The 22,968-nt window shown below is 60.7% G+C and carries 24 protein-coding genes and 1 riboswitch; of the genes, 17 read left to right on the top strand and 7 right to left on the bottom strand.

What is annotated here, in order from left to right; translation table 11 throughout:
- The first annotated feature begins 113 nt into the window (after positions 1–113).
- The gene (locus ACR0LD_RS09725) at positions 114–542 is read left to right on the top strand and encodes an FKBP-type peptidyl-prolyl cis-trans isomerase (RefSeq protein WP_170339858.1); all 429 of its coding nucleotides are present in this window, start codon (positions 114–116) and stop codon (positions 540–542) included.
- A gap of 11 nt (positions 543–553) precedes the next feature.
- Here ACR0LD_RS09725 and ACR0LD_RS09720 read toward each other — a convergent pair whose 3' ends face one another.
- The 4 genes from ACR0LD_RS09720 to fabA are packed head-to-tail and all read right to left on the bottom strand — an operon-like array spanning position 554 to position 3,379.
- A complete protein-coding gene (locus tag ACR0LD_RS09720) occupies positions 554–736 on the bottom strand; it encodes a hypothetical protein (RefSeq protein WP_170357073.1) in 183 nt (60 codons plus the stop codon).
- A 58-nt stretch (positions 737–794) separates the two neighbouring features.
- Positions 795–1,586, bottom strand: a complete 792-nt coding sequence (locus tag ACR0LD_RS09715; protein ID WP_480636656.1) for an enoyl-ACP reductase FabI — start codon at positions 1,584–1,586, stop codon at positions 795–797.
- Positions 1,587–1,591: 5 nt separating this feature from the next.
- Positions 1,592–2,821, bottom strand: coding sequence for a beta-ketoacyl-ACP synthase I (gene fabB, locus ACR0LD_RS09710; protein WP_480636654.1), 1,230 nt, complete (start codon positions 2,819–2,821; stop codon positions 1,592–1,594).
- 48 nt (positions 2,822–2,869) lie between these two features.
- The gene (gene fabA / locus ACR0LD_RS09705; RefSeq protein WP_093964585.1) at positions 2,870–3,379 is read right to left on the bottom strand and encodes a bifunctional 3-hydroxydecanoyl-ACP dehydratase/trans-2-decenoyl-ACP isomerase; all 510 of its coding nucleotides are present in this window, start codon (positions 3,377–3,379) and stop codon (positions 2,870–2,872) included.
- 188 nt (positions 3,380–3,567) lie between these two features.
- On the opposite strand from fabA, the gene irrA reads away from it, so the two are divergent.
- Positions 3,568–3,987, top strand: coding sequence for an iron response transcriptional regulator IrrA (gene irrA, locus ACR0LD_RS09700; RefSeq protein WP_170340427.1), 420 nt, complete (start codon positions 3,568–3,570; stop codon positions 3,985–3,987).
- On the opposite strand, the gene ACR0LD_RS09695 is transcribed toward irrA, so the two are convergent.
- Positions 3,988–4,884 carry a LysR family transcriptional regulator gene (locus tag ACR0LD_RS09695; RefSeq protein ID WP_480636652.1) on the bottom strand — a complete coding sequence of 299 codons (897 nt, stop codon included), beginning with the start codon at positions 4,882–4,884 and terminating at the stop codon, positions 3,988–3,990.
- A gap of 86 nt (positions 4,885–4,970) precedes the next feature.
- Here ACR0LD_RS09695 and ACR0LD_RS09690 point away from each other — a divergent pair, with 86 nt between their 5' ends.
- Complete coding sequence (locus tag ACR0LD_RS09690) at positions 4,971–5,768, top strand: phytanoyl-CoA dioxygenase family protein (protein ID WP_170598866.1); 798 nt, start codon at positions 4,971–4,973, stop codon at positions 5,766–5,768.
- A 15-nt stretch (positions 5,769–5,783) separates the two neighbouring features.
- Here ACR0LD_RS09690 and ACR0LD_RS09685 read toward each other — a convergent pair whose 3' ends face one another.
- Positions 5,784–6,647: a glycosyltransferase family 2 protein gene (locus tag ACR0LD_RS09685; protein WP_480636650.1), complete on the bottom strand. Its 864-nt coding sequence runs from the start codon at positions 6,645–6,647 to the stop codon at positions 5,784–5,786.
- A gap of 122 nt (positions 6,648–6,769) precedes the next feature.
- Here ACR0LD_RS09685 and miaB point away from each other — a divergent pair, with 122 nt between their 5' ends.
- The 10 genes from miaB to cmk all read left to right on the top strand — a co-directional run bounded on the left by miaB (position 6,770) and on the right by cmk (position 17,328).
- The gene (gene miaB / locus ACR0LD_RS09680; protein WP_480636649.1) at positions 6,770–8,089 is read left to right on the top strand and encodes a tRNA (N6-isopentenyl adenosine(37)-C2)-methylthiotransferase MiaB; all 1,320 of its coding nucleotides are present in this window, start codon (positions 6,770–6,772) and stop codon (positions 8,087–8,089) included.
- Between the two features lie 183 nt (positions 8,090–8,272).
- Positions 8,273–9,037: an outer membrane protein gene (locus ACR0LD_RS09675; protein WP_480636647.1), complete on the top strand. Its 765-nt coding sequence runs from the start codon at positions 8,273–8,275 to the stop codon at positions 9,035–9,037.
- Between the two features lie 165 nt (positions 9,038–9,202).
- Positions 9,203–10,225 carry a PhoH family protein gene (locus ACR0LD_RS09670; RefSeq protein WP_093964591.1) on the top strand — a complete coding sequence of 341 codons (1,023 nt, stop codon included), beginning with the start codon at positions 9,203–9,205 and terminating at the stop codon, positions 10,223–10,225.
- 40 nt (positions 10,226–10,265) lie between these two features.
- Positions 10,266–10,760 (top strand): rRNA maturation RNase YbeY, encoded by a 495-nt coding sequence (gene ybeY / locus ACR0LD_RS09665; RefSeq protein WP_480636645.1) that lies wholly within the window; start codon positions 10,266–10,268, stop codon positions 10,758–10,760.
- Positions 10,761–10,796: 36 nt separating this feature from the next.
- On the top strand, positions 10,797–11,681 hold the full coding sequence (locus ACR0LD_RS09660; protein ID WP_170538011.1) for a hemolysin family protein: 885 nt from the start codon (positions 10,797–10,799) through the stop codon (positions 11,679–11,681).
- On the top strand, positions 11,678–13,183 hold the full coding sequence (gene lnt, locus ACR0LD_RS09655) for an apolipoprotein N-acyltransferase (protein ID WP_480636642.1): 1,506 nt from the start codon (positions 11,678–11,680) through the stop codon (positions 13,181–13,183). The genes ACR0LD_RS09660 and lnt overlap by 4 nt, the downstream gene beginning before the upstream one ends.
- Before the next feature lie 42 nt (positions 13,184–13,225).
- A riboswitch (SAM-SAH riboswitch) is annotated at positions 13,226–13,274 on the top strand.
- A 5-nt stretch (positions 13,275–13,279) separates the two neighbouring features.
- A complete protein-coding gene (gene metK / locus ACR0LD_RS09650) occupies positions 13,280–14,461 on the top strand; it encodes a methionine adenosyltransferase (RefSeq protein WP_170434363.1) in 1,182 nt (393 codons plus the stop codon).
- Between the two features lie 127 nt (positions 14,462–14,588).
- Positions 14,589–15,299 (top strand): tRNA (guanosine(46)-N7)-methyltransferase TrmB, encoded by a 711-nt coding sequence (gene trmB / locus ACR0LD_RS09645; RefSeq protein WP_480636640.1) that lies wholly within the window; start codon positions 14,589–14,591, stop codon positions 15,297–15,299.
- 68 nt (positions 15,300–15,367) lie between these two features.
- A complete protein-coding gene (gene aroA, locus ACR0LD_RS09640) occupies positions 15,368–16,714 on the top strand; it encodes a 3-phosphoshikimate 1-carboxyvinyltransferase (protein WP_170390863.1) in 1,347 nt (448 codons plus the stop codon).
- Positions 16,711–17,328, top strand: a complete 618-nt coding sequence (gene cmk / locus ACR0LD_RS09635; RefSeq protein ID WP_480636638.1) for a (d)CMP kinase — start codon at positions 16,711–16,713, stop codon at positions 17,326–17,328. Before aroA ends, cmk begins: the two co-directional genes overlap by 4 nt.
- 30 nt (positions 17,329–17,358) lie before the next feature.
- Here cmk and ACR0LD_RS09630 read toward each other — a convergent pair whose 3' ends face one another.
- Positions 17,359–17,838 (bottom strand): YHS domain-containing (seleno)protein, encoded by a 480-nt coding sequence (locus ACR0LD_RS09630; RefSeq protein WP_170357085.1) that lies wholly within the window; start codon positions 17,836–17,838, stop codon positions 17,359–17,361.
- A 216-nt stretch (positions 17,839–18,054) separates the two neighbouring features.
- Here ACR0LD_RS09630 and ACR0LD_RS09625 point away from each other — a divergent pair, with 216 nt between their 5' ends.
- The 4 genes from ACR0LD_RS09625 to rpsA all read left to right on the top strand — a co-directional run bounded on the left by ACR0LD_RS09625 (position 18,055) and on the right by rpsA (position 22,905).
- Positions 18,055–18,570, top strand: a complete 516-nt coding sequence (locus ACR0LD_RS09625; protein WP_480636636.1) for a hypothetical protein — start codon at positions 18,055–18,057, stop codon at positions 18,568–18,570.
- A 239-nt stretch (positions 18,571–18,809) separates the two neighbouring features.
- Entirely contained in the window at positions 18,810–20,495 is a 1,686-nt protein-coding gene (locus ACR0LD_RS09620) for a tryptophan halogenase family protein (protein ID WP_170365355.1), read from the top strand.
- Positions 20,496–20,699: 204 nt separating this feature from the next.
- On the top strand, positions 20,700–20,957 hold the full coding sequence (locus ACR0LD_RS09615) for a DUF6525 family protein (RefSeq protein ID WP_244952315.1): 258 nt from the start codon (positions 20,700–20,702) through the stop codon (positions 20,955–20,957).
- A gap of 271 nt (positions 20,958–21,228) precedes the next feature.
- Positions 21,229–22,905, top strand: a complete 1,677-nt coding sequence (gene rpsA, locus ACR0LD_RS09610; RefSeq protein ID WP_170340458.1) for a 30S ribosomal protein S1 — start codon at positions 21,229–21,231, stop codon at positions 22,903–22,905.
- Positions 22,906–22,968 lie beyond the last annotated feature (63 nt).

The following is a 22,968-nucleotide window of genomic DNA, read 5'->3' as shown; positions in this document are numbered from 1 at the left end:
CTTTCGGGGCAGGTTGGCACAGGCCATGCGCGGGTTAAAGCGTAAAAGGGTTTACATTGCCGGGTCAGTCTCTAGGTTGGACCGCTCATTCCAAACTCAGGTCGGAGACAGTCATGACCGCAATCAAACAAGGCGACACAGTTCGCATTCACTACACTGGAACTTTGCGGGACGGCAACGTTTTCGACAGCTCGGAAGGACGCGATCCGCTTGAGTTCGCCGTGGGGTCCGGCCAGATCATTCCCGGTCTGGACGCCGCTCTGCCGGGTATGGAAATCGGCGAGAAGAAGCGGGTCGAAGTGGATTGTCAGGACGCCTATGGGCCGATCAATCCCGCTATGCGCCAGGACGTCCCGCGCGAAGGCATCCCGGACGACATCCCGCTGGACCCCGGCACCCAGCTACAGATGCAGACCCCCGATGGTCAGGCGCTGCCTGTGACGGTGGTGGACGCCAACGAAGAAACCGTGACCCTGGACGCAAACCACCCGCTGGCGGGCCAGGATCTGATCTTCGACATCGAGGTCGTTTCGATCAACTGATCAGCGCGCGTTCAGCCGCCCAACAATGACCCAACCGCCTCACGAAGCTGCGGTTGGGTATAGAAGATCCACAATACCAACAATGTCGTCAGGGTCAGCAGCAGCGTACGCGCGCGGCTGCTGAGCACTCCGGTCTTGCGACGAGAGTGAGATGCACGCGAATTGGTCGCGATTATCCGGTCTAGTTTGCTCATGTGATATCCCTGCCGCGGAAGTTTGGTAAAATCTTGGCAACGACAGGGAAAGATCGCGTCACATGAAGTCGGGCTGAGGCATTCCCAAGATGTGGAAACCGCCGTCTACGCGAATGATTTCACCGGTGGTGCAGGCCCCTGCGTCCGACGCAAGGTAAACGGCCGTTCCGCCAACCGCTTCGAGCGTAGCATTCGATCGCAGCGGGGCGTTCTGGTCGCAGAACTTGTAGGTCTTGCGAGCCCCCCCGATGGCCGCGCCGGCCAGGGTTTTCATAGGTCCGGGCGAGATGGCGTTGACCCGGATCCCGTCGGGGCCCAGATCGTTTGCAAGATAGCGCGTCGCCGATTCCAGTGCAGCCTTTGCGACACCCATGACATTGTAGTTCGGCACGACCTTGTTCGAACCCTGATAGGTCAGGGTGAGCAGCGTCCCGCCGTTTTCTTTCATCATCGGATAGGCGCGACGGGCCACTTCGATGAATGAATAGGCCGAGACATCCAGCGAGTGCTTGAAATTCGCCCGCGTGGTGTTGAGGAACCGCCCGGTCAGCTCGGCCTTATCCGAATAGGCGATGGCGTGGACGAGGAAATCAATCGTTGGCCAACGGGCTGCCAGTTCGTCGAAGGCCCGGTCGAGCGAAGCGTCATCGGTCACGTCCGCATCGACCATGAAGTCGCTGCCCAAGCTCTGTGCAAGCGGTTCCAGCCGTCTTCCGAAAGCCTCGCCCTGGTAGGTGAATGCCAGTTCGGCGCCTGCCTCGTGCATGGCCTTGGCAATGCCCCAGGCGATCGACCGATCATTGGCGACGCCCATGATCAGCCCGCGCTTACCCTTCATAGAATCCGACATCATAATCACCCGTTATACTTGGACAGAATCATGGAACCGTTGGTGCCACCAAAGCCGAAGCTGTTGGTCATGACACTGTCCAAACCTGCGTTTTCAACAACCTCAGTAGCAATTTCGCCGGGCTGGATGCCTTCGGCCAGCGTGTCGACATTGATCGACGGCGCAATGAAATCATGCTGCAGCATCAAGAGGCAGAAAATCGCCTCGAGCGCGCCGGCAGCACCCTGAGCGTGGCCGGTCATCGACTTGGTTGAGGAGATCGGCGGCACATTGCCCTCGCCGAAAATCCGGCGGACGGCTTCGACTTCGCCCACATCCCCGACCGGTGTCGAGGTCCCGTGCGCGTTGATGTAGCCGACCTTGCGGCCTTCGGGCAGGGTGGACAAAGCCAGGCGCATCGCGCGCTCTCCACCTTCTCCCGAGGGCGCGACCATGTCGTGCCCGTCCGAGGTTGCGGCATAGCCCGTCACTTCGGCATAGATCTTCGCGCCCCGGGCCAGAGCATGTTCCAGCTCTTCCAGAACGACGATGCCGCCGCCGCCCGAGATCACGAATCCGTCGCGGTTCTGATCGAACGCGCGCGAGGCTTTTTCGGGGGTGTCGTTGTATTTCGACGACATCGCGCCCATCGCATCGAACAGGCAGGACAAGGTCCAGTCCAGTTCTTCGCCGCCACCGGCGAACATCACGTCCTGTTTGCCCAGCATGATCTGCTCGGCCGCGTTTCCGATGCAATGCAACGACGTCGAACAGGCCGAGGTGATCGAGTAGTTGATGCCTTTGATCTTGAACGCAGTCGCCAGGTTGGCCGAGATCGTCGAGCACATGCATTTCGGAACGGCAAACGGTCCGATGCGCTTGGTTGCGCCGGTTTTCAGAACAGTCTGGTGTGCGGTCAGCATGGCACTGGTGGACGGTCCACCGGACCCGGCAACAAGACCGGTACGCGGATTGACGACCTGATCTTCGCTCAGCCCCGCGTCAGAGATTGCCTGGCTCATCGCGATGTGGGCATACGCGGCGCCTGGTCCCATGAACCGCAAAGTGCGCTTGTCGACCTGTTCCGACACATCGATCTTGAGCGTCCCTGCAACCTGACTGCGGAAGCCGTGCTCGACCATCTGCTCGCTGGCCTCGATGCCGGACTTACCCGCCTTGAGCGAGGCCAGAACCTCTTCGGCATTGTTCCCGATGGAAGAGACAACCCCCAAACCGGTGACGACGACGCGACGCATTTGCGTTCTCCTGTGTTCCATTCCCTGTTGACTGTCAGTCAGCTGGGTTCAGCTTTCCGACAATGCAACCTTCATGTCCTTGACCTGATAGATGACTTCGCCATCCGCTTCGACCCGGCCATCCGCCACACCCATGGTCAGGCGGCGGGTCTGGACTGCCTTGGTGAAGTCCACGTAGTAGGTCAACATCTTGCGGTCAGGGCGCACCATGCCTGTCAGTTTCACTTCGCCCACACCCAGCGCATAGCCGCGACCCTGCCAGCCACGCCAGCCGAGGTTGAAACCGGTTAGCTGCCACAGTCCGTCAAGACCCAGACAACCCGGCATGATCGGGTTTCCGGGAAAGTGGCAATCGAAGAACCAAAGGTCCGGTGTGATGTCGAATTCGGCCACGACATGCCCCTTGCCGTGCGCGCCGCCGTCGCCTGAAATGTCGGTGATGCGGTCCATCATCAGCATCGGGGGAGCCGGAAGCTGAGCATTTCCGGGGCCGAAGAGTTCGCCGCGGGCGCATTTCAGCAGGTCGTCCTTGTCAAAGCTGCTTGGGAATTGGGCCATTCTGCCGCGTCTCCTGCCAGGGGTCTGTTTATTCAATCTGGCCTCGTCTATCACCCGTTTGCAAGGTCCTGCAAGACCACCCGAACACATCCGGCCCGCCGGAGCCGTTGGTTGCGAATGAATTTCATTTGAAATTGGTGGTGGTCGGCACTTATATATTGGGGCAGGGGAAATTGGGTAATGGTTTCATGACAGCTCAAAGCCGGGACATCGCTACGAACTGGTTGGTTGACGCCGGGCTGCGCCCGACGCGCCAGCGTGTTGCCTTGGCCGAATTGCTGGTGGGCGATGGCCGTCACCGACATGTCACCGCCGAAAGCCTGTTCGAGTCGGCCAAGAACAAGGGCGATGCTGTTTCCCTTGCAACGGTCTACAATACCCTGCGCGCCTTCTGCGATGCCGGCGTTCTGCAGGAAATCACCGTGGACGGCTCAAAAAGCTATTTCGACACCAACACCCATGACCACCCGCATTTCTTCTGGGAGGACGAGGGCCGCCTGAGCGATGCGCCGTCCGAGCAACTGGTTATCCAGCGTCTGCCCGAAGCGCCGGCCGGGGTCGAGATCGCGTCGGTGGACGTTGTCATCCGGCTGCGCAAAAAGCGCTGATCACAGTTTCCCAAGCGACCTAACCAGAGCCTGTTCAGCAGCAGCGATTGTCGTGTCCGCAGGGCCGGTGCCGTGACGAGCCAGAATCACGGCCTCGGTGGCATCGGGGTCGCTGATCGGCAGGCTCAGCAGCCGCATCCGATCATAGCTGAGGCCGTTTTGCGGGCTGGCATAGCTGATGCCCACCCCTTCGCCATGGGCCGCAAGACTGCGTTGGATCTCGAGCGATTCCGCGCGGTAGGACACGCTGGGGTGCAGCCCATGACGCCGGAACAAGCCCAGGACATGCTGCGCTGACAGACCTTCTTTGGACAGTATGAGCGGGTATTGCTCAAGCTCGGCAAGTGAAACGCTGCCTTGCCCGACCAAAGGGTGCGCGGGACTGACCAGCGCGTTTGGCCTACTGTCCAGCAGCTTGTGGCGTGAGAAACCGGCATCGAGGCCCAGATCATAGGTGAGCGCCAGATCGAAACGGCCGTCGGTCAATCCGCTGATCAAGCCTTCGAAAGTGTCAACACCGTTGGTCAGAACGATATCGGGAAGGGTGTCCCTGATCGTTTGCATTGCCCGCGCCAGCAGGAACGGTGCAAGATCTACAAAACAACCCAACTTCAAACGGCTTGTTCCGGTAACCAGGGCTTTCGCCTCTTCGATCCGGGCAGCGCTCGTCAGCAAGGCTTCGGCCTTGTCGATGAACTTGCGCCCCTGAGGCGTCAGCGACATTGCCGCGCCGCGTCGGCGCGAGAACAGCGGATGGCCCAGGTGTTCTTCGACCCGGGTCAGCGCGTTTGAAAGCGCAGGTTGCGAAACGTTCAGGTGCTGTGCCGCGGCGGACAGGCTTCCGTGTCGCCCAATGGCGCAAACATATTCGTATTGGCGCAAGGTGATATATAACATGGAGTTAATGCTTATTTTGAAAGATATGATTTGAACAGGGGTGCCGGACATGTGCAAATCGGCCTCAGCAAATGACGGAGACCGAAATGCCACACCCTCTTGTTTCACCGGAGATGATCGAAACCTATCGCAATGACGGGGTTGTTCTGGTCAAGGGCCTGTTCGCCGATCACGTCGATGCCTTGCGAGAAGGGGTGGCTCGCAACATGGCTGATCCCGGGCCATATGCGTCGGAAAACAAGAAAGAAGGCGAAACCGGCCGTTTCTTTGACGACTACTGCAACTGGTCTCGCATCCCCGAGTTTCGGCAGGTCATTCAAGCCTCTCCGGTTGCCGAGGTCGCTGCCGACCTGATGGAGTCCCGTTCGGTCCAGATTTTCCATGACCACGTTCTGGTAAAGGAGCCCGGCACCTCGATGGCCACGCCGTGGCATCAGGATGGGCCCTATTACTTTGTGGAAGGGCGTCAGACGATAAGCTTCTGGTCGCCGCTCGACCCGGTGACGCAGGCGACTCTGCGGTGCGTGGCGGGGTCTCACCTGTGGGAAAAGGAAGTGTTGCCGACGCGCTGGGTTTCGGAGGAGGGTTTCTTTCCTGACGAGGGCCAGTACATCGCGGTACCAGACCCCGAGGCCGAAGGGATGCGGATCGTTGAGTTCGACATGGAACCCGGCGATGCGGTCGCCTTCAACTTTCGAACCCTGCATGGTGCCCGAGGAAACCAGTCGAACAGCCGGCGCCGCGCCTTCTCGCTGCGGCTGGTCGGGGATGACGCCCGGTATGTCGAGCGTCCGGGCCGGACGTCGCCGCCGTTTCCGGGGCATGACATGCGGGCTGGACAACGGTTGCGCGAGGACTGGTTCCCGGTTCTGCTCAATCGCTGAGCCGTTCCGGCCCGCTCAGAACCACTGGCCAGGTTCCATCAGGCCAAGGTCCAGCAACTGGTGCGAGTTCCATTGGAAAGGAACCGAGGACGGGCAGCGGAAACTGGGAATATCAAAGGTCGATCCCGCGTTGCTTTTCAGCGCTTTGGCGGCGCGGAACGAACAGATTGCGGCCGTCAGGTTGTGATGCCAGGGACAGGCATAGGTGTTGTACTCGGGCTCGTTAAAGGTGTGATCGGGTTGGAGGGTCAGACCCTTGCAGCTTTTGAACAGCGCGATCCGGTCGATCCGGCGCCGTTCATACGGGATGTGATCCTCGAACCGCCAACGCAGGCCACCCGACATATCCAATTGACGCTCCAGCGGTTGTCCCGATCGGTCGTGCCGGGAATGAGCATAATATCCAGTGCTGTCCAGCATCGCATGATCCGGGGCCACACCGTTGGGATAGGCGGACAGGTCGTCGGCGTAGATGTCGATCACGTGGCAGAGCATCGCGTCGCGCCGCTCCTCGGCGTGAAAGGCCAGCATCTCTGCGACTGTGCGCGTTTCACAGAACGGAAAGAACAGGTATTCCGAGTTGTAGCAGTAGAACAGCCAGATGTTTGGCGCCGCCTGAATGACGCGGTTTATGGTGTCGAACACCACGTTTCTGGGCGAGCAGCGCATCGTGACCCGGTGCACCCGGTCCAGGATTTCAGGCAGGATCGAAAACTGGGCCGGTGCAAATACGATCACGGATTTGAACCCCAAGTCCAAGTGATGGCGCAAGGTCCCATCAAGCTCGACATCGTCTTCGGCAAAAACCAATGCGACCGGCCCCTTGGTCAACGCTGCCCGGCCCGATTTCAGAAAGTGGTCGAGGGATTCGTATTTCATTGCCCGCGTGTAGCCTGCCTTGCTGGAAATATCCGTCAAATTCGGGTAATTGCGCCAGCATTGCAAGCGGCGTTCGATGCGTATAGACGACGCCGGTCCAGCGAACGCAAAAGGCCCAGCCCATGTCCGAACCGAAAAAGCTGTATATCAAGACCTATGGCTGTCAGATGAACGTCTATGACAGCGAACGCATGTCCGAGGCGTTGGGCGGGCAGGGCTATGTGGAAACGCAGTCGCCCGAAGATGCGGACATGATCCTGTTGAACACCTGCCACATCCGCGAAAAAGCGGCCGAGAAGGTGTATTCCGAACTGGGCCGCTTCAAGGGGTTGAAGGCCGAAAAGCCCGATCTGAAGATCGGCGTGGCCGGTTGTGTGGCGCAGGCCGAGGGCGAAGAGATCATGCGCCGGCAGCCGCTGGTCGATCTGGTTGTAGGCCCGCAGAGCTATCACCGCCTGCCCGAACTGGAAGCCAAGGCGCGTGCCGGCGAAAAGGCGCTGGACACCGATTTCCCCGAAGAGGACAAGTTCGAGAAGCTCAAGGACCGTCCCAAGGCCAAACGCGGCCCGACGGCGTTTCTGACCGTGCAGGAAGGTTGTGACAAATTCTGCGCCTTCTGCGTCGTGCCCTACACCCGTGGGGCCGAGGTCAGCCGCCCCGCCGATCGTATCCTGCGCGAGGCGCAGGACCTGGTCGAGCGCGGCGTGCGCGAGATCACGCTCCTTGGCCAGAACGTCAACGCTTATCACGGGGCCGGACCCGATGGCGACATGACCCTGGCCGGGCTGATCTGGGAGTTGAACAAGATCGACGGGCTGGAACGCATCCGCTTCACCACCTCGCATCCCAACGACATGACCGACGACCTAATCGAGGCGCATGGCACCTGCGAAAAGCTGATGCCCTATCTGCACCTGCCGGTGCAGTCGGGGTCGGACAAGATCCTCAAGCGGATGAACCGTAGTCACACCGCCGAAAGCTATCTGCGTCTGATCGAGCGGATCCGCGAGGCGCGCCCCGATATCCTGATGTCGGGTGATTTCATCGTGGGCTTCCCCGAAGAGACCGAAGAGGATTTCCAAGCCACGTTGGACCTGGTCGAGCAGGTCCGCTATGGCTATGCGTATTCCTTCAAGTATTCGACACGGCCAGGCACGCCCGCGGCCGAGCGTCCGCAGGTCGATCCGCAGGAAGCTGACGACCGTCTGCAACGCTTACAGGCTTTGATCACCCGGCACCAGCGCGAGATCCAGGATGCGATGGTTGGTCGGACAGTCCGGGTTCTGTTTGAGAAACCCGGGCGTCTGGCCGGACAGATGGTTGGCAAGTCCGAGTATCTGCATGCTGTCCACGTTTCCGGAGCCGATCTTTCGGCGGGAGATCTTCGCAACGTCCGGATCACGGCCTCGGGCGCCAATTCACTGGCCGGCGAGGTGCTGTGACAGGGCTGCGTTTCACCGCTCACGCAACATTCGTGGCGTTTGTTTCCAAAATTTACCCTTGATTTATCGCTTGGAACTATGGTCGGAGAATAGCCAGATTTCTCGGGGCCGTGTTTCAGGTGGCCTTCGGGCTTTACATCGGCGGGGCTTCGGGTCGTCCGGGCACCGCAATGGAGGGTACGAGTGACACGTCAGGCAGGTATTCGACAAACAGGGGTGGGCCGTGTTCTGGCCGGCCTATTGCTGGCCGCCAGCGCAGGTATTCCCACTCATGCGGGGGATTTGGACGGCGCCGTTTCCGATCCGGTCGTGTTGGGGCCGGAGCGCTATTCCAAAGACGTCAGCGCCTTCTATCTGGGGTTCAGCACCGGGTATGGATCAGGCGGAACAGACCAGTTCGGGCTCGCTACCAATGCGGGCACCTTTCCTATCGGCAAACTTGACCTGAGCGGTGCCTATGGCGGAATACGGGGCGGTTGGCGCGGTGTTCTGCCTGCGCGTGGCGGGCGCGATTACGTCTACGGGTTCGAGATCGGGTACGATTTCGCTTCGCTGGATGACAGTGTCACCACGCAGATAGGCACCACGACCGTTCAGGGCGGTTCTGAGATATCGGATGTGCTGTCGTTGCGGTTCAAGAACGGGCTGACCAACCCCAGCGGTTCGGTTCTGTATTTCGTTACCGTCGGGTTCGTTCAGGGTGAAATTGAAACGACCAACAGCCTGTCCAGCGGCGGCACCACTCAGCCTTTCGCAAGCGATGACCGACGCAACGGATTCGTTGCAAGCATCGGGGCCGAGCATCAATTGAACGACAATTGGTCCGTCACCGGCGAATTCGAATATGTGCAGTTCCAGTCGAGGGTCGTCGATTTTGGCTCGGGGTTCTCGACCAAATCCACGCCCAGCTACCAGGGGATTCGCGTCGGGTTGAACTACAAGTTCTGATCCCAAGGGCGGATTCCGGCCTGAGATTTCATTGCGCCGGGCCGTGAATTCCTTTCCGCCTGACCGATTTGCGATCAGTTGCTCAGATTTTTTGAATCTGTGGCTTGCGCCGACCGACTCTTGTTGTCTACGCTTGGGGTGACAACGCCAAGACAGGAGAACGGATTGGCCATCGGTGCCCTTACCCCACCGCAAGATGAAATGCCCGCGAACGAGGCGTTTGTTGAATTCCCTGACAACCGATTGTTGATTGATCTTTGCGGCGAATACGACCGCAATCTGGCCGAGATCGAGCGGAAACTGTCCGTTCAGATCGTGCGCCGCGGCAACCAACTGGTCGTCATGGGCGAAGACGAGCTTCAGAAGCAGGCGATCGAGGTTTTGCAGGCTCTCTACACCCGGCTGGAAGGCGGGCGCGACGTCGAAGCTGCTGACGTTGATCGCGAATTGCGGATGGGCAATTCCGAGGCCGGAACCGGCTCGCGTGATGGCGACCAGCTTGAAATGTTCAAGGGGGGAACTGTCGAAATCAAGACCCGCAAAAAGCTGGTCGAACCCCGTACTGACGCGCAAAAGGCTTATGTGCAGTCGCTGTTCAACAACGAACTCGCCTTTGGCATCGGCCCGGCGGGAACGGGCAAGACCTACCTTGCCGTGGCCGTGGGTGTGTCGATGTTCATCGGCGGACACGTGGATCGAATCATCCTCAGCCGCCCAGCCGTCGAAGCCGGCGAAAAGCTGGGTTACCTGCCTGGTGACATGAAGGACAAGGTCGATCCGTATATGCAGCCGCTATACGACGCGTTGAATGACTTTCTGCCAGGCAAGCAATTGGCCAAGCTGATCGAGGAGAAGCGGATCGAAATCGCCCCGCTGGCGTTCATGCGCGGGCGGACACTGGCCAACGCCTTCGTTGTATTGGACGAGGCCCAGAACGCCACGACGATGCAGATGAAGATGTTCCTGACGCGCTTGGGCGAGGGTAGCCGGATGGTGATCACCGGCGACCGATCGCAGGTGGATCTGCCGCGCGGCGTGGCTTCGGGGCTTGCGGATGCCGAGCGGCTGCTGAAGACGATCCCGAATATCAGCTTCAACTACTTCACATCCAAGGACGTGGTGCGCCATCCGCTTGTCGCAGCGATCATCGAGGCGTATGAGGCCGACTCGGGCCGGGAAACGGGTTGAACCGTCGGACCTGGGCAAATCGGCCTCGGAGCGTCACGAGATGAACTTGGAAATCACGATCGAAGACCCGCGCTGGCAGGGTCTTGAGCCGTTGGCGCGCAGGGCCGTGGCCGCGACGCTGGCGCATTGCGGTGTGGATGCCGATTTGTGCGAAGTCAGCGTTCTGGGCTGCGACGACGCCCGGATTGCCGAGTTGAACGCTGAATTTCGTGAAAAACCTGCGCCGACGAATGTGCTGAGCTGGCCCGCTGAGGACCTTGCTGCGGATCAGCCCGGTGGCACACCGCTGGTGCCCCAGCCGGATTTCACGGGTGACATCGCGCTTGGTGACATCGCGATCTCGTATGACACTTGCTGGCGCGAGGCTCAGGAGGCCGGGAAACCCATGGATGACCATGTGACCCATTTGCTGGTTCACGGAGTGTTGCATTTGCTGGGTTATGATCACATTCGTGACCTTGACGCCACTTTGATGGAACGTGCCGAGGTCGAGATACTTGGCAAAATGGGTATTGATGACCCATATAATGGGTAATGTGGGCCTTGGTGCCCGATCTATTGGAACAGGAAAATGGGCGATATTGACGGCAGTTCTGGAGCGGCGCAGAGCGCGCACTCGCAGAGCAGCGATGAAACCAAAGAGAAAAGCGGGCTTTTCTCTCGTATTCTTGATGCTTTTTCTTCCGCCGAGGATGACGCCGAAGTCGTCGTGAACGGGAATGAGGCCGTGTCCCCTCAGCCACGCGGCATGATCAATCTGCGGCGCATGCGGGTCGAGGATGTGGCAATTCCTTCCGCCGATATTGTGTCAGTGCCTTCGACCATCACCAAAGAGGAACTGGCCCAGGTCTTCCGGGATAGCGGTCTGTCCCGAATACCGGTCTACGAGGGGACGCTGGACACGCCGCTGGGCTTTGTTCACCTCAAGGATTTTGCCCTGACGCATGGGTTCAACGGTGGGTCGGCGGAATTCGATCTGATCTCGATGCTCCGCCCGCTGCTGTTCGTTCCACCTTCGATGCCGATCGGTGTTTTGCTGACCAAGATGCAGACCGAGCGTCGCCACATGGCGTTGGTGATCGATGAATATGGTGGCGTCGACGGGCTTGTCACGATCGAAGATCTGATCGAACAGGTCGTCGGCGAAATCGCCGATGAGCATGACGCCGACGAAAATCAGCTGTGGGTGCAAGAAAAGCCCGGGTGCTATATCGTTCAGGCCAAGGCGCCGCTTGAGGACTTCGAGGCCGAAATCGGCCGGTCGCTGACCAGCCACGAGGATGTGGACGAGGAAGAGATCGAGACCCTGGGCGGGCTGGTCTTCATGCTTTCTGGGCGGGTTCCAGCTCGCGGCGAGGTGGTTTTGCACCCCGAAGGCCCCGAGTTCGAGGTTATCGACGCGGATCCGCGGCGCATCAAGCGCCTGCGGGTGATGCTGCCGGATATGGCTGCATGAATCCTGCCTTGCGGTGGCCGCATTGGCTGCGCGTGGTACTGGCCGCGATACTCGGCGCGTTGGCGGCCTTTGGCTTGGCGCCGTATGGCTATTGGATAATCACCTGCATTGCGCTTGCATCCGTCGCGCCGTTGTTTCTGGCCAGTTCCACGCGCGCTCGCGCGGCATGGGTGGGCTGGGCTTTTGCAACCGGTTACTTCGCCAATGCCCTGAGCTGGATCATCGAGCCCTTTCAGATCGACGCTGAGCGTTATGCCTGGATGGCCCCTTTTGCGCTTGTGTTCATGGCTGCTGGCTTGGCCCTGTTCTGGGCGTTTGCTTTCTGGCTCGCGCGCGGAACCCGAGAGGTGGGGCCGCGGCAGGTCATCGTTCTGGCCCTGACCCTGTCGCTGGTTGAAATGGCGCGGGGCTACGTTCTGACCGGGTTTCCCTGGGCGGGATTGGCACAGATTTGGGTGGATGCCCCGGCCGGGCAACTCCTGGCATGGGTTGGTCCATATGGCCTTGGGACCGCGACCTTTTTGCTTGCCCTGCCGTTGGGCGCTGCCGTCGCCGGTCCTCGCAACGGCAAGGCTTTACTTTGGCCCGTCGTTGCAGTTGTCATCTTTGCCGGTTTGGCGCTGGTTCAGGCCAGCAACCGCCCGAGGGTTGCAGAGACCGGTCACATCGTTCGTCTGGTCCAGCCCAACGCGCCGCAAGAGCAGAAATGGGACCCTTCTTTTGCCCCGCTGTTTTTTGCTCGACAGATTGAATTCACTGCCGCCGAACCCCGTCCGGACTTGATCGTATGGCCCGAGACGTCGGTTCCGGCGTGGCTGGGCAGTGCGGGTCCCTATCTGGAAGCGATTGCCGATGCCGCTCAGGGAACGCCCGTCATCCTCGGTATCCAACGCGGAGACGGGCCGCGCATCTACAACTCGATGATCTACCTGGACGAGCAGGGGCGTCAGACCGGCCTGTACGACAAGCATCATCTGGTGCCCTTCGGCGAGTATGTTCCCCTTGGCGATCTGATGGACAGGTTCGGAATACACGGTATGGCCGCGACCACGGGAAGCGGCTTCAGCGCCGGGCCCGGAGCGGCGATGTTGAACGCCGGCAAGCTGGGTCTGGCGCTGCCGCTGATCTGCTACGAGGCGATCTTTCCGCAGGATGTTTCGGCGGCGCCGCAGCGTCCGGATTTCCTTCTGCAGATAACCAATGATGCCTGGTTCGGGACCCGTACAGGACCATTCCAGCATCTGGCGCAGGCAAGGATGCGGGCCATCGAACAGGGTCTGCCGCTGGCGCGGTCGGCAAATACCGGTGTTTCGGCGATGGTCGATCCCTATGGCAACGTAATCGCCTCCCTGCCTTTGGGTCAGGCGGGTTTCGTGGATGCTAACCTTCCGGCGCCATTGCCTCCGACACTGTATGCGCGAACCGGCGACGGGCCGACGCTTGGGCTATTGTTGGTGCTTCTGCTGCTGTTTGGGCGCAACGTTCGGTTTGGCAGGGCATAATTATCGATTGACCCCCTGTTTCTTCGGGCGTATCCCGTCGAATGCCTGTCACAACGGCTTCCTGGCGTGACGGGGAAATCTTAATGGAGCGCTTTCATGTCCCGACAGAACTACATTTTCACTTCGGAATCCGTTTCCGAAGGGCATCCCGACAAGGTGTGCGACCGAATTTCAGATGCGGTCCTGGATGCCTTTCTGAATGAAGAGCCCGAAGCGCGTGTCGCGTGCGAAACATTTGCCACCACTGATCGGGTGGTCATCGGCGGCGAGGTCGGTCTGTCGGATCAGGAAAAACTGCACGACTACATGGGCAAGATCGAAGAGATCGCCCGCGCTTGCATAAAGGACATCGGATACGAGCAGGACAAGTTCCACCACGAAACGGTCGAGGTGACGAACCTGCTGCACGAACAGTCCGCGCACATCGCCCAAGGGGTCGATGCGTCTGCTGACAAGGATGAAGGCGCCGGTGACCAGGGCATCATGTTTGGATATGCCACTACCGAAACCCCAGCCCTGATGCCGGCTCCGATCCAATATGCACACGCCATCCTGCGCCGTCTGGCTGAGGTGCGCAAGAGCGGGTCTGAGCCCGCTCTGGGTCCCGATGCCAAATCGCAGCTGTCGGTGATCTATCGTGACGGGCGGCCAGTCGGTGTCAGTTCGGTCGTGCTGTCTACCCAGCATCTGGATGAGGCGCTGACCTCGGACGATATTCGCCAGATCGTCGAGCCCTACATCCGCGAATCTCTGCCCGATGGCTGGCTGAGCGACCAGACGGAATGGCATGTGAACCCTACCGGCAAGTTCGTCATCGGCGGCCCTGACGGGGATGCTGGTCTGACCGGGCGCAAGATCATCGTCGACACATATGGCGGTGCGGCCCCGCACGGCGGCGGGGCGTTCTCGGGCAAGGACCCGACCAAGGTCGACCGGTCGGCGGCCTATGCCGCGCGGTATCTGGCGAAGAACGTCGTGGCCGCCGGCATGGCCGAGCGTTGCACGATCCAGCTGAGCTATGCGATCGGCGTTTCCAAGCCGCTTTCGATCTACGCTGACACCCACGGCACCGGACAGGTTGCCGACGCCGAGATCGAGAAGGCGGTCGGACAGGTGATGGACCTGACCCCGCGCGGCATCCGCGAACACCTGCAACTGAACAAGCCGATCTACCAGCGCACGGCGGCCTATGGGCACTTCGGGCGCGAGCCGGATGCGGACGGCGGCTTCAGCTGGGAACGGACCGATCTGGTTGAGGCCTTGAAAAAGGCTGTCTGAGCCAGCACCGGGAAATCAAACACGGCAAGGCGCGTCCGATGTGGCGCGCCTTTTTCGTTTCGAAGGTCGCCCCTCCGGCACGGCCCTCCCCTTGCAACGCAAACCCCACCGCAGTAAGGGCACCGGCATGAGCACCCAGTCACCCGAACGCCCCCGCAGAAACTTCTATGGCCGCTTCAAGGGCAAGACCCTGAAGCCCAGCCAAAAGACCTATCTGTCCGAGGACCTGGCCGCCCTGTCGCCGGGCGCGGTGGATTGGGACAGCAACCCCGACCGCACCCCGATCGACCTGGACCCGCTGTTCGGCGGCAAGCCGGTATGGCTTGAGGTCGGGTTCGGCGGTGGTGAGCATCTGGTGCATCAGGCGCAGCAGAACCCCGATATCGGCATCATAGGGGCCGAGCCGTTCATCAACGGCGTGGCCATGCTGTTGGGCAAGATCCGCCGGGCCGAAGTGACCAACCTGGCGGTACATCCCGGCGATGTGCGCGACCTGTTCGACGTGCTGCCCGATGCCAGTATCTCGCGCGCGTTTCTGCTCTATCCCGATCCGTGGCCCAAAAAGCGGCACCACCGCCGCCGCTTCGTGACGCCCGAGCATCTGGACCCGCTGGCGCGTGTGCTGAAACCCGGCGCGATTTTCCGCGTGGCGACCGACATCCCGGACTATGTCCGCCAGACGCTCGAGGAGGTGCCCCGCGCCGGTTTCGAATGGCTGGCCGAGGGCCCCGAGGATTGGCGCAAGCCGTGGGACGACTGGATTTCTACCCGCTACGAGCAGAAGGCCCTGCGTGAAGGCCGCAAGCCGCACTACCTGACCTTCCGCCGCAACGGGTGATTGCGGCTGGACGCTGCGGCGCCAATTCGCTAATCGGCAGGGGCACCGATAGCGCAAAAGGAGCCCTCATGTCCGGACACGGCACGCCCATCCCGATGACCTCGCATCCCTGCGGCCCGCTGACCGGCACAGCCGAAGTGCCGGGCGACAAGTCGATTTCGCACCGCTCTCTGATCCTTGGGGCGATGGCCGTGGGCGAGACCCGTATCTCGGGCCTGCTGGAAGGCGAAGACGTTCTGGACACCGCCAAGGCGATGCGCGCCTTCGGGGCCGAGGTGATCTCGCACGGGAATGGCGAATGGACGGTGCATGGCGTCGGCGTGGGCGGTTTTGCCGAGCCGGATCATGTGATCGACTGCGGCAACTCGGGCACGGGCGTGCGCCTGATCATGGGCGCGATGGCGACCAGCCCGATCAGCGCGACCTTCACCGGCGACGCCAGCCTGAACAAACGCCCGATGGCGCGGGTGACCGATCCGTTGGCCCTGTTCGGGGCACAGGCCGTGGGCCGTTCGGGCGGGCGTCTGCCCATGACCATCGTCGGCGCGGCCGATCCGGTGCCGATCTGGTACGAAGTGCCGGTGCCCTCGGCTCAGGTAAAATCCGCCGTTCTGCTGGCCGGCCTGAACGCGCCCGGCAAGACCGTGGTGATCGAGAAGGAAGCCACCCGAGACCATTCCGAACGGATGCTGGCAGGGTTCGGCGCCGAAATCACCGTCGAGGACACCGACGAAGGCCGGGTCATCACCCTGACCGGCCGGCCTGAGTTGAAACCACAGGTGATCGCCGTACCGCGCGATCCCTCCAGCGCGGCCTTCCCGGTCTGCGCGGCGCTGATCTCGCCGGGATCGGACGTTCTGGTGCCGGGCATCGGCCTGAACCCCACGCGCGCCGGCCTGTTCACGACGCTGCGCGAGATGGGCGCCGATCTGACCTATGAGAATATGCGCGAGGAAGGCGGCGAGCCGGTCGCCGACCTGCGCGCGCGTTACTCGCCCGACATGAAGGGCATCGACGTCCCGCCCGAACGCGCGGCTTCGATGATCGACGAATATCCGGTGCTGTCGGTGGTTGCGGCCAACGCCACCGGTAAGACGATGATGGGCGGCGTCAAGGAACTGCGCGTCAAGGAAAGCGATCGCATCGACGCCATGGCGCGTGGCTTGCGGGCCAACGGCGTCACGGTTGACGAGGGCGATGACTGGTGGTCGGTCGACGGGCTGGGCATCGGCGGTGTTCCCGGCGGCGGCACCTGCGAAAGCTTTCTGGACCATCGCATCGCCATGTCGTTCATGGTGATGGGCATGGGCGCGCAACAGGCGGTCTCGGTCGATGACGGCAGCCCCATCGCGACCTCGTTCCCGATCTTCGAGCCGTTGATGAAGGGCCTGGGTGCCAAGGTCGAGCGCACATGAGCTTTACCGTCGCCATCGACGGCCCGGCCGCTGCGGGCAAGGGCACGATCTCCAAGGCCGTGGCTGCGCATTTCGGGCTGGCGCATCTGGATACGGGGCTGCTCTATCGCGCGGTCGGCCGACGCACGTTGGACGGCACCGACCCGGTCGAGGCGGCGCGGTCCCTCACGGCCGAGGAGTTGGAGCAGGGCGACCTGCGCACCGCCGAAATCGCGCAGGCGGCGTCGAAAGTGGCGGTGATCCCCGAGGTGCGCGCAGCTCTGGTCGATTTCCAGCGCAGCTTTGCCCGGCGGGCCGGCGGCGCGGTGCTGGACGGGCGCGATATCGGCACGGTGATCTGCCCCGAGGCCGAAGTGAAGCTGTTCGTCACAGCCAGCCCTGAAGTGCGCGCCGAGCGACGCTATCTGGAACTGGCAGACAAAAGCGCGGATGTAACCCGCGCGCAGGTTCTGGCCGATGTCCGCGAGCGCGACGCGCGGGACGCCGAGCGCAGCACGGCCCCGATGAAACCGGCCGACGATGCCGTAATTCTGGACACTTCGAACCTGAGCATCGAGGCCGCGCTGGAAAAGGCGGTCGCGGTTATTCAAGGAAAGCTGCCCGCGGCAAGGTGAGACCGCGGACAGCGCTTGGCGACAGTCCGATTACAGTTCGCCGACCGCAATCGACTTGATATTCGCCCACTGGTCATCCGCGGTCTTGGCGGTGCCGGACACGTCTTCGAGGAACTTGGCGCGAGTTGCCGCGTTCAGAAACAGGTACAGCTTGCCATCGGCCAGCAGGTACTGATCCGGATCGCCATCGAACTTCTTGCCCACGGAAACACCATACGAGCAGAAGCCGCCGTGCTGCGGCAGGTATGCTTCGGGGTTGGCCTCGAAAGCTTCGCGGTTCTCGGCCGAGGTGAAGTAGTATGACGCGCCGTCATAGGTGGCCGAATGCGTGGCGAACCCTTCGACCGGGTTGCCGTCGGTGACCAGCGCAACCAGATCGACCCCGTGAGCAGCCAGCGGCGCACCGCCGGCCGAGATCCCGTTCGAAACATTGATCTCATCCGCCGCAAAAGCCGGTGCGGCGATCATCGGCAGGACGGCGACAAGGGCGCTGAGTACAACAGATTTCATTGTGTGTTCCTTTCGTGTTCAGTTGTGGCCGGCACTCGCGCCGACCCGTGTTGAACAGATAAATGCGGGCGTGCGGACGCGTAATCGCAGGGCGAACGGAAAACCTTGCAGATCGTTCGCACTTGCCGAGAGTCTGCCAAACCGGCTCACCAAGCTGTGTTTGGCCAGTTGATCAGTCCCCGCTTAGGCTGAACGCGTCTATGGTGGAGAGAACGGATGATCCGATTTGCCTTGATTTGGGTTTTGTTGGCCGGCCATGCGTTGGCACAGGAAGTCGAGCCACCGATGACCTACGAGAGACTGGGCAAGATCATCTTTGCTCTCGACCCCGATGCCGAGCCGCAGGGTCCGGGCTTTACCATGACGATTTCCGATGTGCCGGTGCTGGTTGTTACTGATGTGCATGCAGACCGGATGCGGGCGATGGTTGCGATCAGCGGCACCTCAGAGCTTTCGGCCGAAGACTTGCAGCGCATGATGCAGGCCAATTTCGACAGTACGCTGGACGCGCGCTACGCGATCGCCAACGGTACCTTGTGGGCCGTGTTCATCCACCCGCTGTCACGGCTGAACAGGGATCAACTGATCTCGGGCCTGGCGCAGACCGTCAATATCGCTCGGACCTATGGCACTCTCTATTCCGGGGGTGCGGCCGAGTTCGGCGGTGGCGACAGCCATGATCTGCAACGCGAACTGATCGACGATCTTCTGAAGAAAGGCGAGGACATCTGAGGTTGCCTCGAAAGGCTCATCCGTCATCGCTGGCCGTTCAGTGCAAGGGAAGCAGGTCGTGACCATGCGTTGCTTTGGCAAAGGCGCCCGTTTGGGCCCACTTGATGCCGCCATTGGCCCTAGCTGGATGCCTGAAAGCTGCTATAGTTTCCCTCAGCGATAAGGGGAGGTCGCCACCGAGGCCCGGCAAAACGGGCAGGCGGCCGCATAATCCTCACAGCCAACAGGGACAGAACAACATGAATAATCGTTTGCAAAAAATCACCATCGTGGGTGGCGGTACGGCCGGCTGGATGACGGCGCTGCTACTCGAGATGGTGTTTTCGCGCACGTCAGCACCCAAGGACCGTCCGCGGATCTGCCTGATCGAAAGCCCGAACATCGCCACGGTCGGCGTTGGTGAAGCGACCGTGCCACGTATGCCAGTCACGCTCCGTCAGGCTGGAATTTCCGAGCGAGACTTTTTCCGCGAAACCAATGCTTCGTTCAAGCTGGGCGTCAAATTCTGCAACTGGAACAAGGACGCAAAGGGAAAGCGCATCGACTACGTGAACCCATTTGCCCATGGCCAGATGCTGGAGGGCCTCGAGGCTGCCGAATACTTCCTTCGGTTTGGCAACGGGGACCGGGATTTCACTCAGTCCATCTCGCCGCATGATGATCTGGCCCGGCTGTGCAAGGGCGCGCGGCTTCTGGGGCAACCCGAATTCGAGCAGCGGTTTGGCTATGCCTATCACCTGGACGCCGTAAAATTCGCAGGCATGTTGACAAGGGTCTGTACGCAGCGTGGCGTCGAACATATCCGCGACGAGGTGCAGTCGGTCGAGTTAAATGAACAGGGCAATGTCAGCCATCTGATGCTTGAGCGTGCAGGCCGCCACGATATTGAAATGGTCGTGGACTGCACCGGTTTCCGCGGCCTGATCATCAATCAGGCACTGGGCGAGCCGTTCATGGATTATTCGGACTATCTGCCGAACGACCGTGCCATGGCGTTGCAGATCGAGCACCCCAATCCGCGGAAGATCGAAAGCGTCACGCGGTCGACTGCACTTGGCGCTGGTTGGACATGGCGCGTGCCTCTCTACAACCGGGTGGGTACGGGATACGTGTATTCATCCGCGCACCGGACGGATGATCAAGCGGCGGACGAATATCTGGAGTGGCTGGGTGACAGCGGCAAAGGCGTGACGCCGCGGGTGATCCCCATGCGGATCGGGCGCGTTCGCAATGCGTGGGTGAAGAACTGCGTTGCAATCGGGCTGGCCGGTGGGTTCATCGAGCCGCTTGAAAGCACTGCGATCCATATGGTCGACCATGCTGTGCGCTGGTTCGCCGAGCATTTGCCGACCCGCGATATCGAACCCTCATTGAGGGACAGGTACAATCGTCAGATGAACAAGCTCTATGACGAAGTGCTGGATTTCATTTGCCTGCATTACAAGCTGAACAATCGCACCGATGATCAATACTGGATCGACGCGCGGACCGAGATGAAGGTGCCGGACAGGCTTGCTGAAAACCTCGAGCTTTGGAAGAACCGCCTTCCGATGCAGCACGATGTCGAGTTTGCAACGCTGTTTGACCATCGCGTCTATCAGACGGTTCTGCTGGGCAAGCAGGTCTATGATACGGGGTATGGCACTGGAATTCGTGATCGCATTCGACCATTGCGGAAGGACATTTGGTTCCAATGGTGGAAGGGCGCGAAAGTGGACCTTGCGCAGATCCTGAAAGCGATGCCGGATCACAAAACCCTTCTGCGCGACATTCGCGGAGAGCTCAAGCAACCCACCTTTGCGATGGCCAAGGCGGCACAGCCGACCGTTCCGATGCCGGGTGCCGCGCCCGAACCGGTGGTCATCCAGAACATGCCGAACCTGGCCGAGATTCAAAGCGGCAAGAAAGACCTGCAACTGTTCTAGGTCTCTCGGCTTCGGCTAATATTGAGAGCTTCGAAATGGTTGAGGGCAGGGTTGCAGAACCCTGCCTTTTTTGACCTCAATCCGGGGTTGCGCAACAAAAGTATGTTACGTAATAACATAACATACCAGTTGGGACGTTTCCCCAACCCATTCCGTCCGGTCCAGTTCCCGCTCTGAAAATTCGCATTGGTACAGTCGATGCCCATGACCAATCAAAGACGCAATCTGCGCAGCCGCCTGAACCGCCGGAGACGGCAACGTCCCGCGATGCAGGCCTATGACACCCTTCCGCCTCAGTTGCGTCAGTGGCTTGCGAATGCCTGCTTGCCTTGGAGTCCGAACTCGGCCCTCAAGATTTGGAAGGCAGCCGGTGGGGCAAAGGCCCCGGCCGACGCACTGGCGCGTTTGAATGCGATCGAGCAGGCCATGCTGCTGAGGGATGCCCGGATTTGGGAGGAGTAGCTGGCCCGGAAAACGCAAGCGGAATCCCGCGTCGGCTTGCAACAAGGGCCTTTCTGCTTGCGCTGTGCCCAGAATCCGCCTATACGCGCGCTGTCTGAACAAGGGCGGTCAACGCCCGGACGACGTATCTGAGCAGGGCCGGGTTTCCTCGGCCCTTTGTGTTTGTTTAGCCAGATGCGCACCGGGTCACGCCAGAGGACATCATGAAACAAGACCGGCGGAGACAACCGCTCGGCCAGCAAAAACGTTATGTAAAGGAAAACAACGCCACATGGCTAACGCATCCATGGAGGAATTCGAAGCCCTCCTGAACGAAAGCTTCGAAATGGACACCCCCGAAGAGGGTTCGGTTGTCAAAGGCAAGGTCATCGCGATCGAAGCGGGCCAGGCCATCATCGACGTAGGCTACAAGATGGAAGGCCGTGTCGATCTGAAAGAATTCGCAAATCCCGGCGAAGCTCCTGAAATCGCTGTTGGCGACGAGGTCGAAGTCTACCTGCGCGCCGCAGAAAACGCCCGTGGCGAAGCCGTCATCTCGCGCGAGATGGCCCGCCGTGAAGAGGCATGGGACCGTCTGGAAAAAGCATATGCCGACGACCAGCGCGTCGAAGGCGCTATCTTTGGTCGCGTCAAAGGTGGCTTCACCGTGGATCTCGGTGGCGCAGTTGCGTTCCTGCCCGGCAGCCAGGTTGACGTTCGCCCCGTGCGCGACGCTGGCCCGCTGATGGGTCTGAAGCAGCCGTTCCAGATCCTGAAAATGGACCGCCGCCGTGGCAACATCGTTGTCTCGCGTCGTGCAATCCTTGAAGAATCGCGTGCCGAACAGCGTGCCGAAGTCATCGGCAACCTGTCCGAAGGTCAGACCGTCGAGGGTGTCGTCAAGAACATCACCGAATACGGTGCATTCGTTGACCTGGGCGGCGTTGACGGCCTGCTGCACGTCACGGACATGGCATGGCGCCGCGTGAACCACCCGTCCGAGATCCTGACGATCGGCGAGACCATCAAGGTTCAGGTCATCAAGATCAACAAGGAAACCCACCGCATCAGCCTGGGCATGAAGCAGCTGCAGGAAGATCCGTGGGATCTGGTTGGCGCCAAGTACCCGCTGGGTTCGGTGCACAAGGGTCGCGTCACCAACATCACCGACTACGGCGCGTTCGTCGAGCTGGAGCCCGGTGTCGAAGGTCTGGTGCACGTGTCCGAGATGTCTTGGACCAAGAAAAACGTCCACCCCGGCAAGATCGTTTCGACCAGCCAGGAAGTCGACGTCATGGTTCTGGAAATCGACGGCGCCAAGCGTCGCGTGTCTCTGGGCCTCAAGCAGACCCAGCGCAACCCGTGGGAAGTGTTTGCAGAAACGCACCCCGAGGGCACGCAGGTCGAAGGCGAAGTCAAGAACATCACCGAATTCGGTCTGTTCATCGGCCTGGAAGGCGACATCGACGGCATGGTTCACCTGTCCGACCTGTCGTGGGACGAGCGTGGCGAAGATGCCATCCAGAACTACCGCAAGGGCGACGTCGTTCAGGCGGTTGTCTCGGAAGTTGACGTCGAAAAAGAGCGGATCTCGCTGTCGATCAAAGCCCTGGGCGGTGACAAGTTCGCCGAAGCCGTGGGCGGCGTGAAGCGTGGCTCGGTCATCACCGTCGAAGTGACCGCGATAGAAGATGGCGGCATCGAGGTGGAGTACGAAGGCATGAAGTCCTTCATCCGCCGTTCGGACCTGAGCCGCGACCGTGCCGAACAGCGCCCCGAGCGTTTCTCGGTCGGTGACAAGGTCGACGTCCGCGTCACCAACGTGGACAGCAAGACCCGCCGTCTGGGCCTGTCGATCAAGGCGCGCGAAATCGCCGAAGAGAAAGAGGCCGTGGAACAGTACGGTTCCTCCGACTCGGGTGCATCGCTGGGCGATATCCTTGGCGCAGCGCTGAAGTCCGGCGACTAAGCCAGACTTGCAGTTTTGAACACTCATACGGCCCCGCTCATCCCGAGCGGGGCCGTTTCTTTT

The sequence above is a fragment of the Ruegeria sp. BF8 genome, assembly GCF_056538625.1.
The sequence above is the reverse complement of the archived record's forward strand: the minus strand, read 5'-3'. Positions and strand labels throughout refer to the sequence as shown.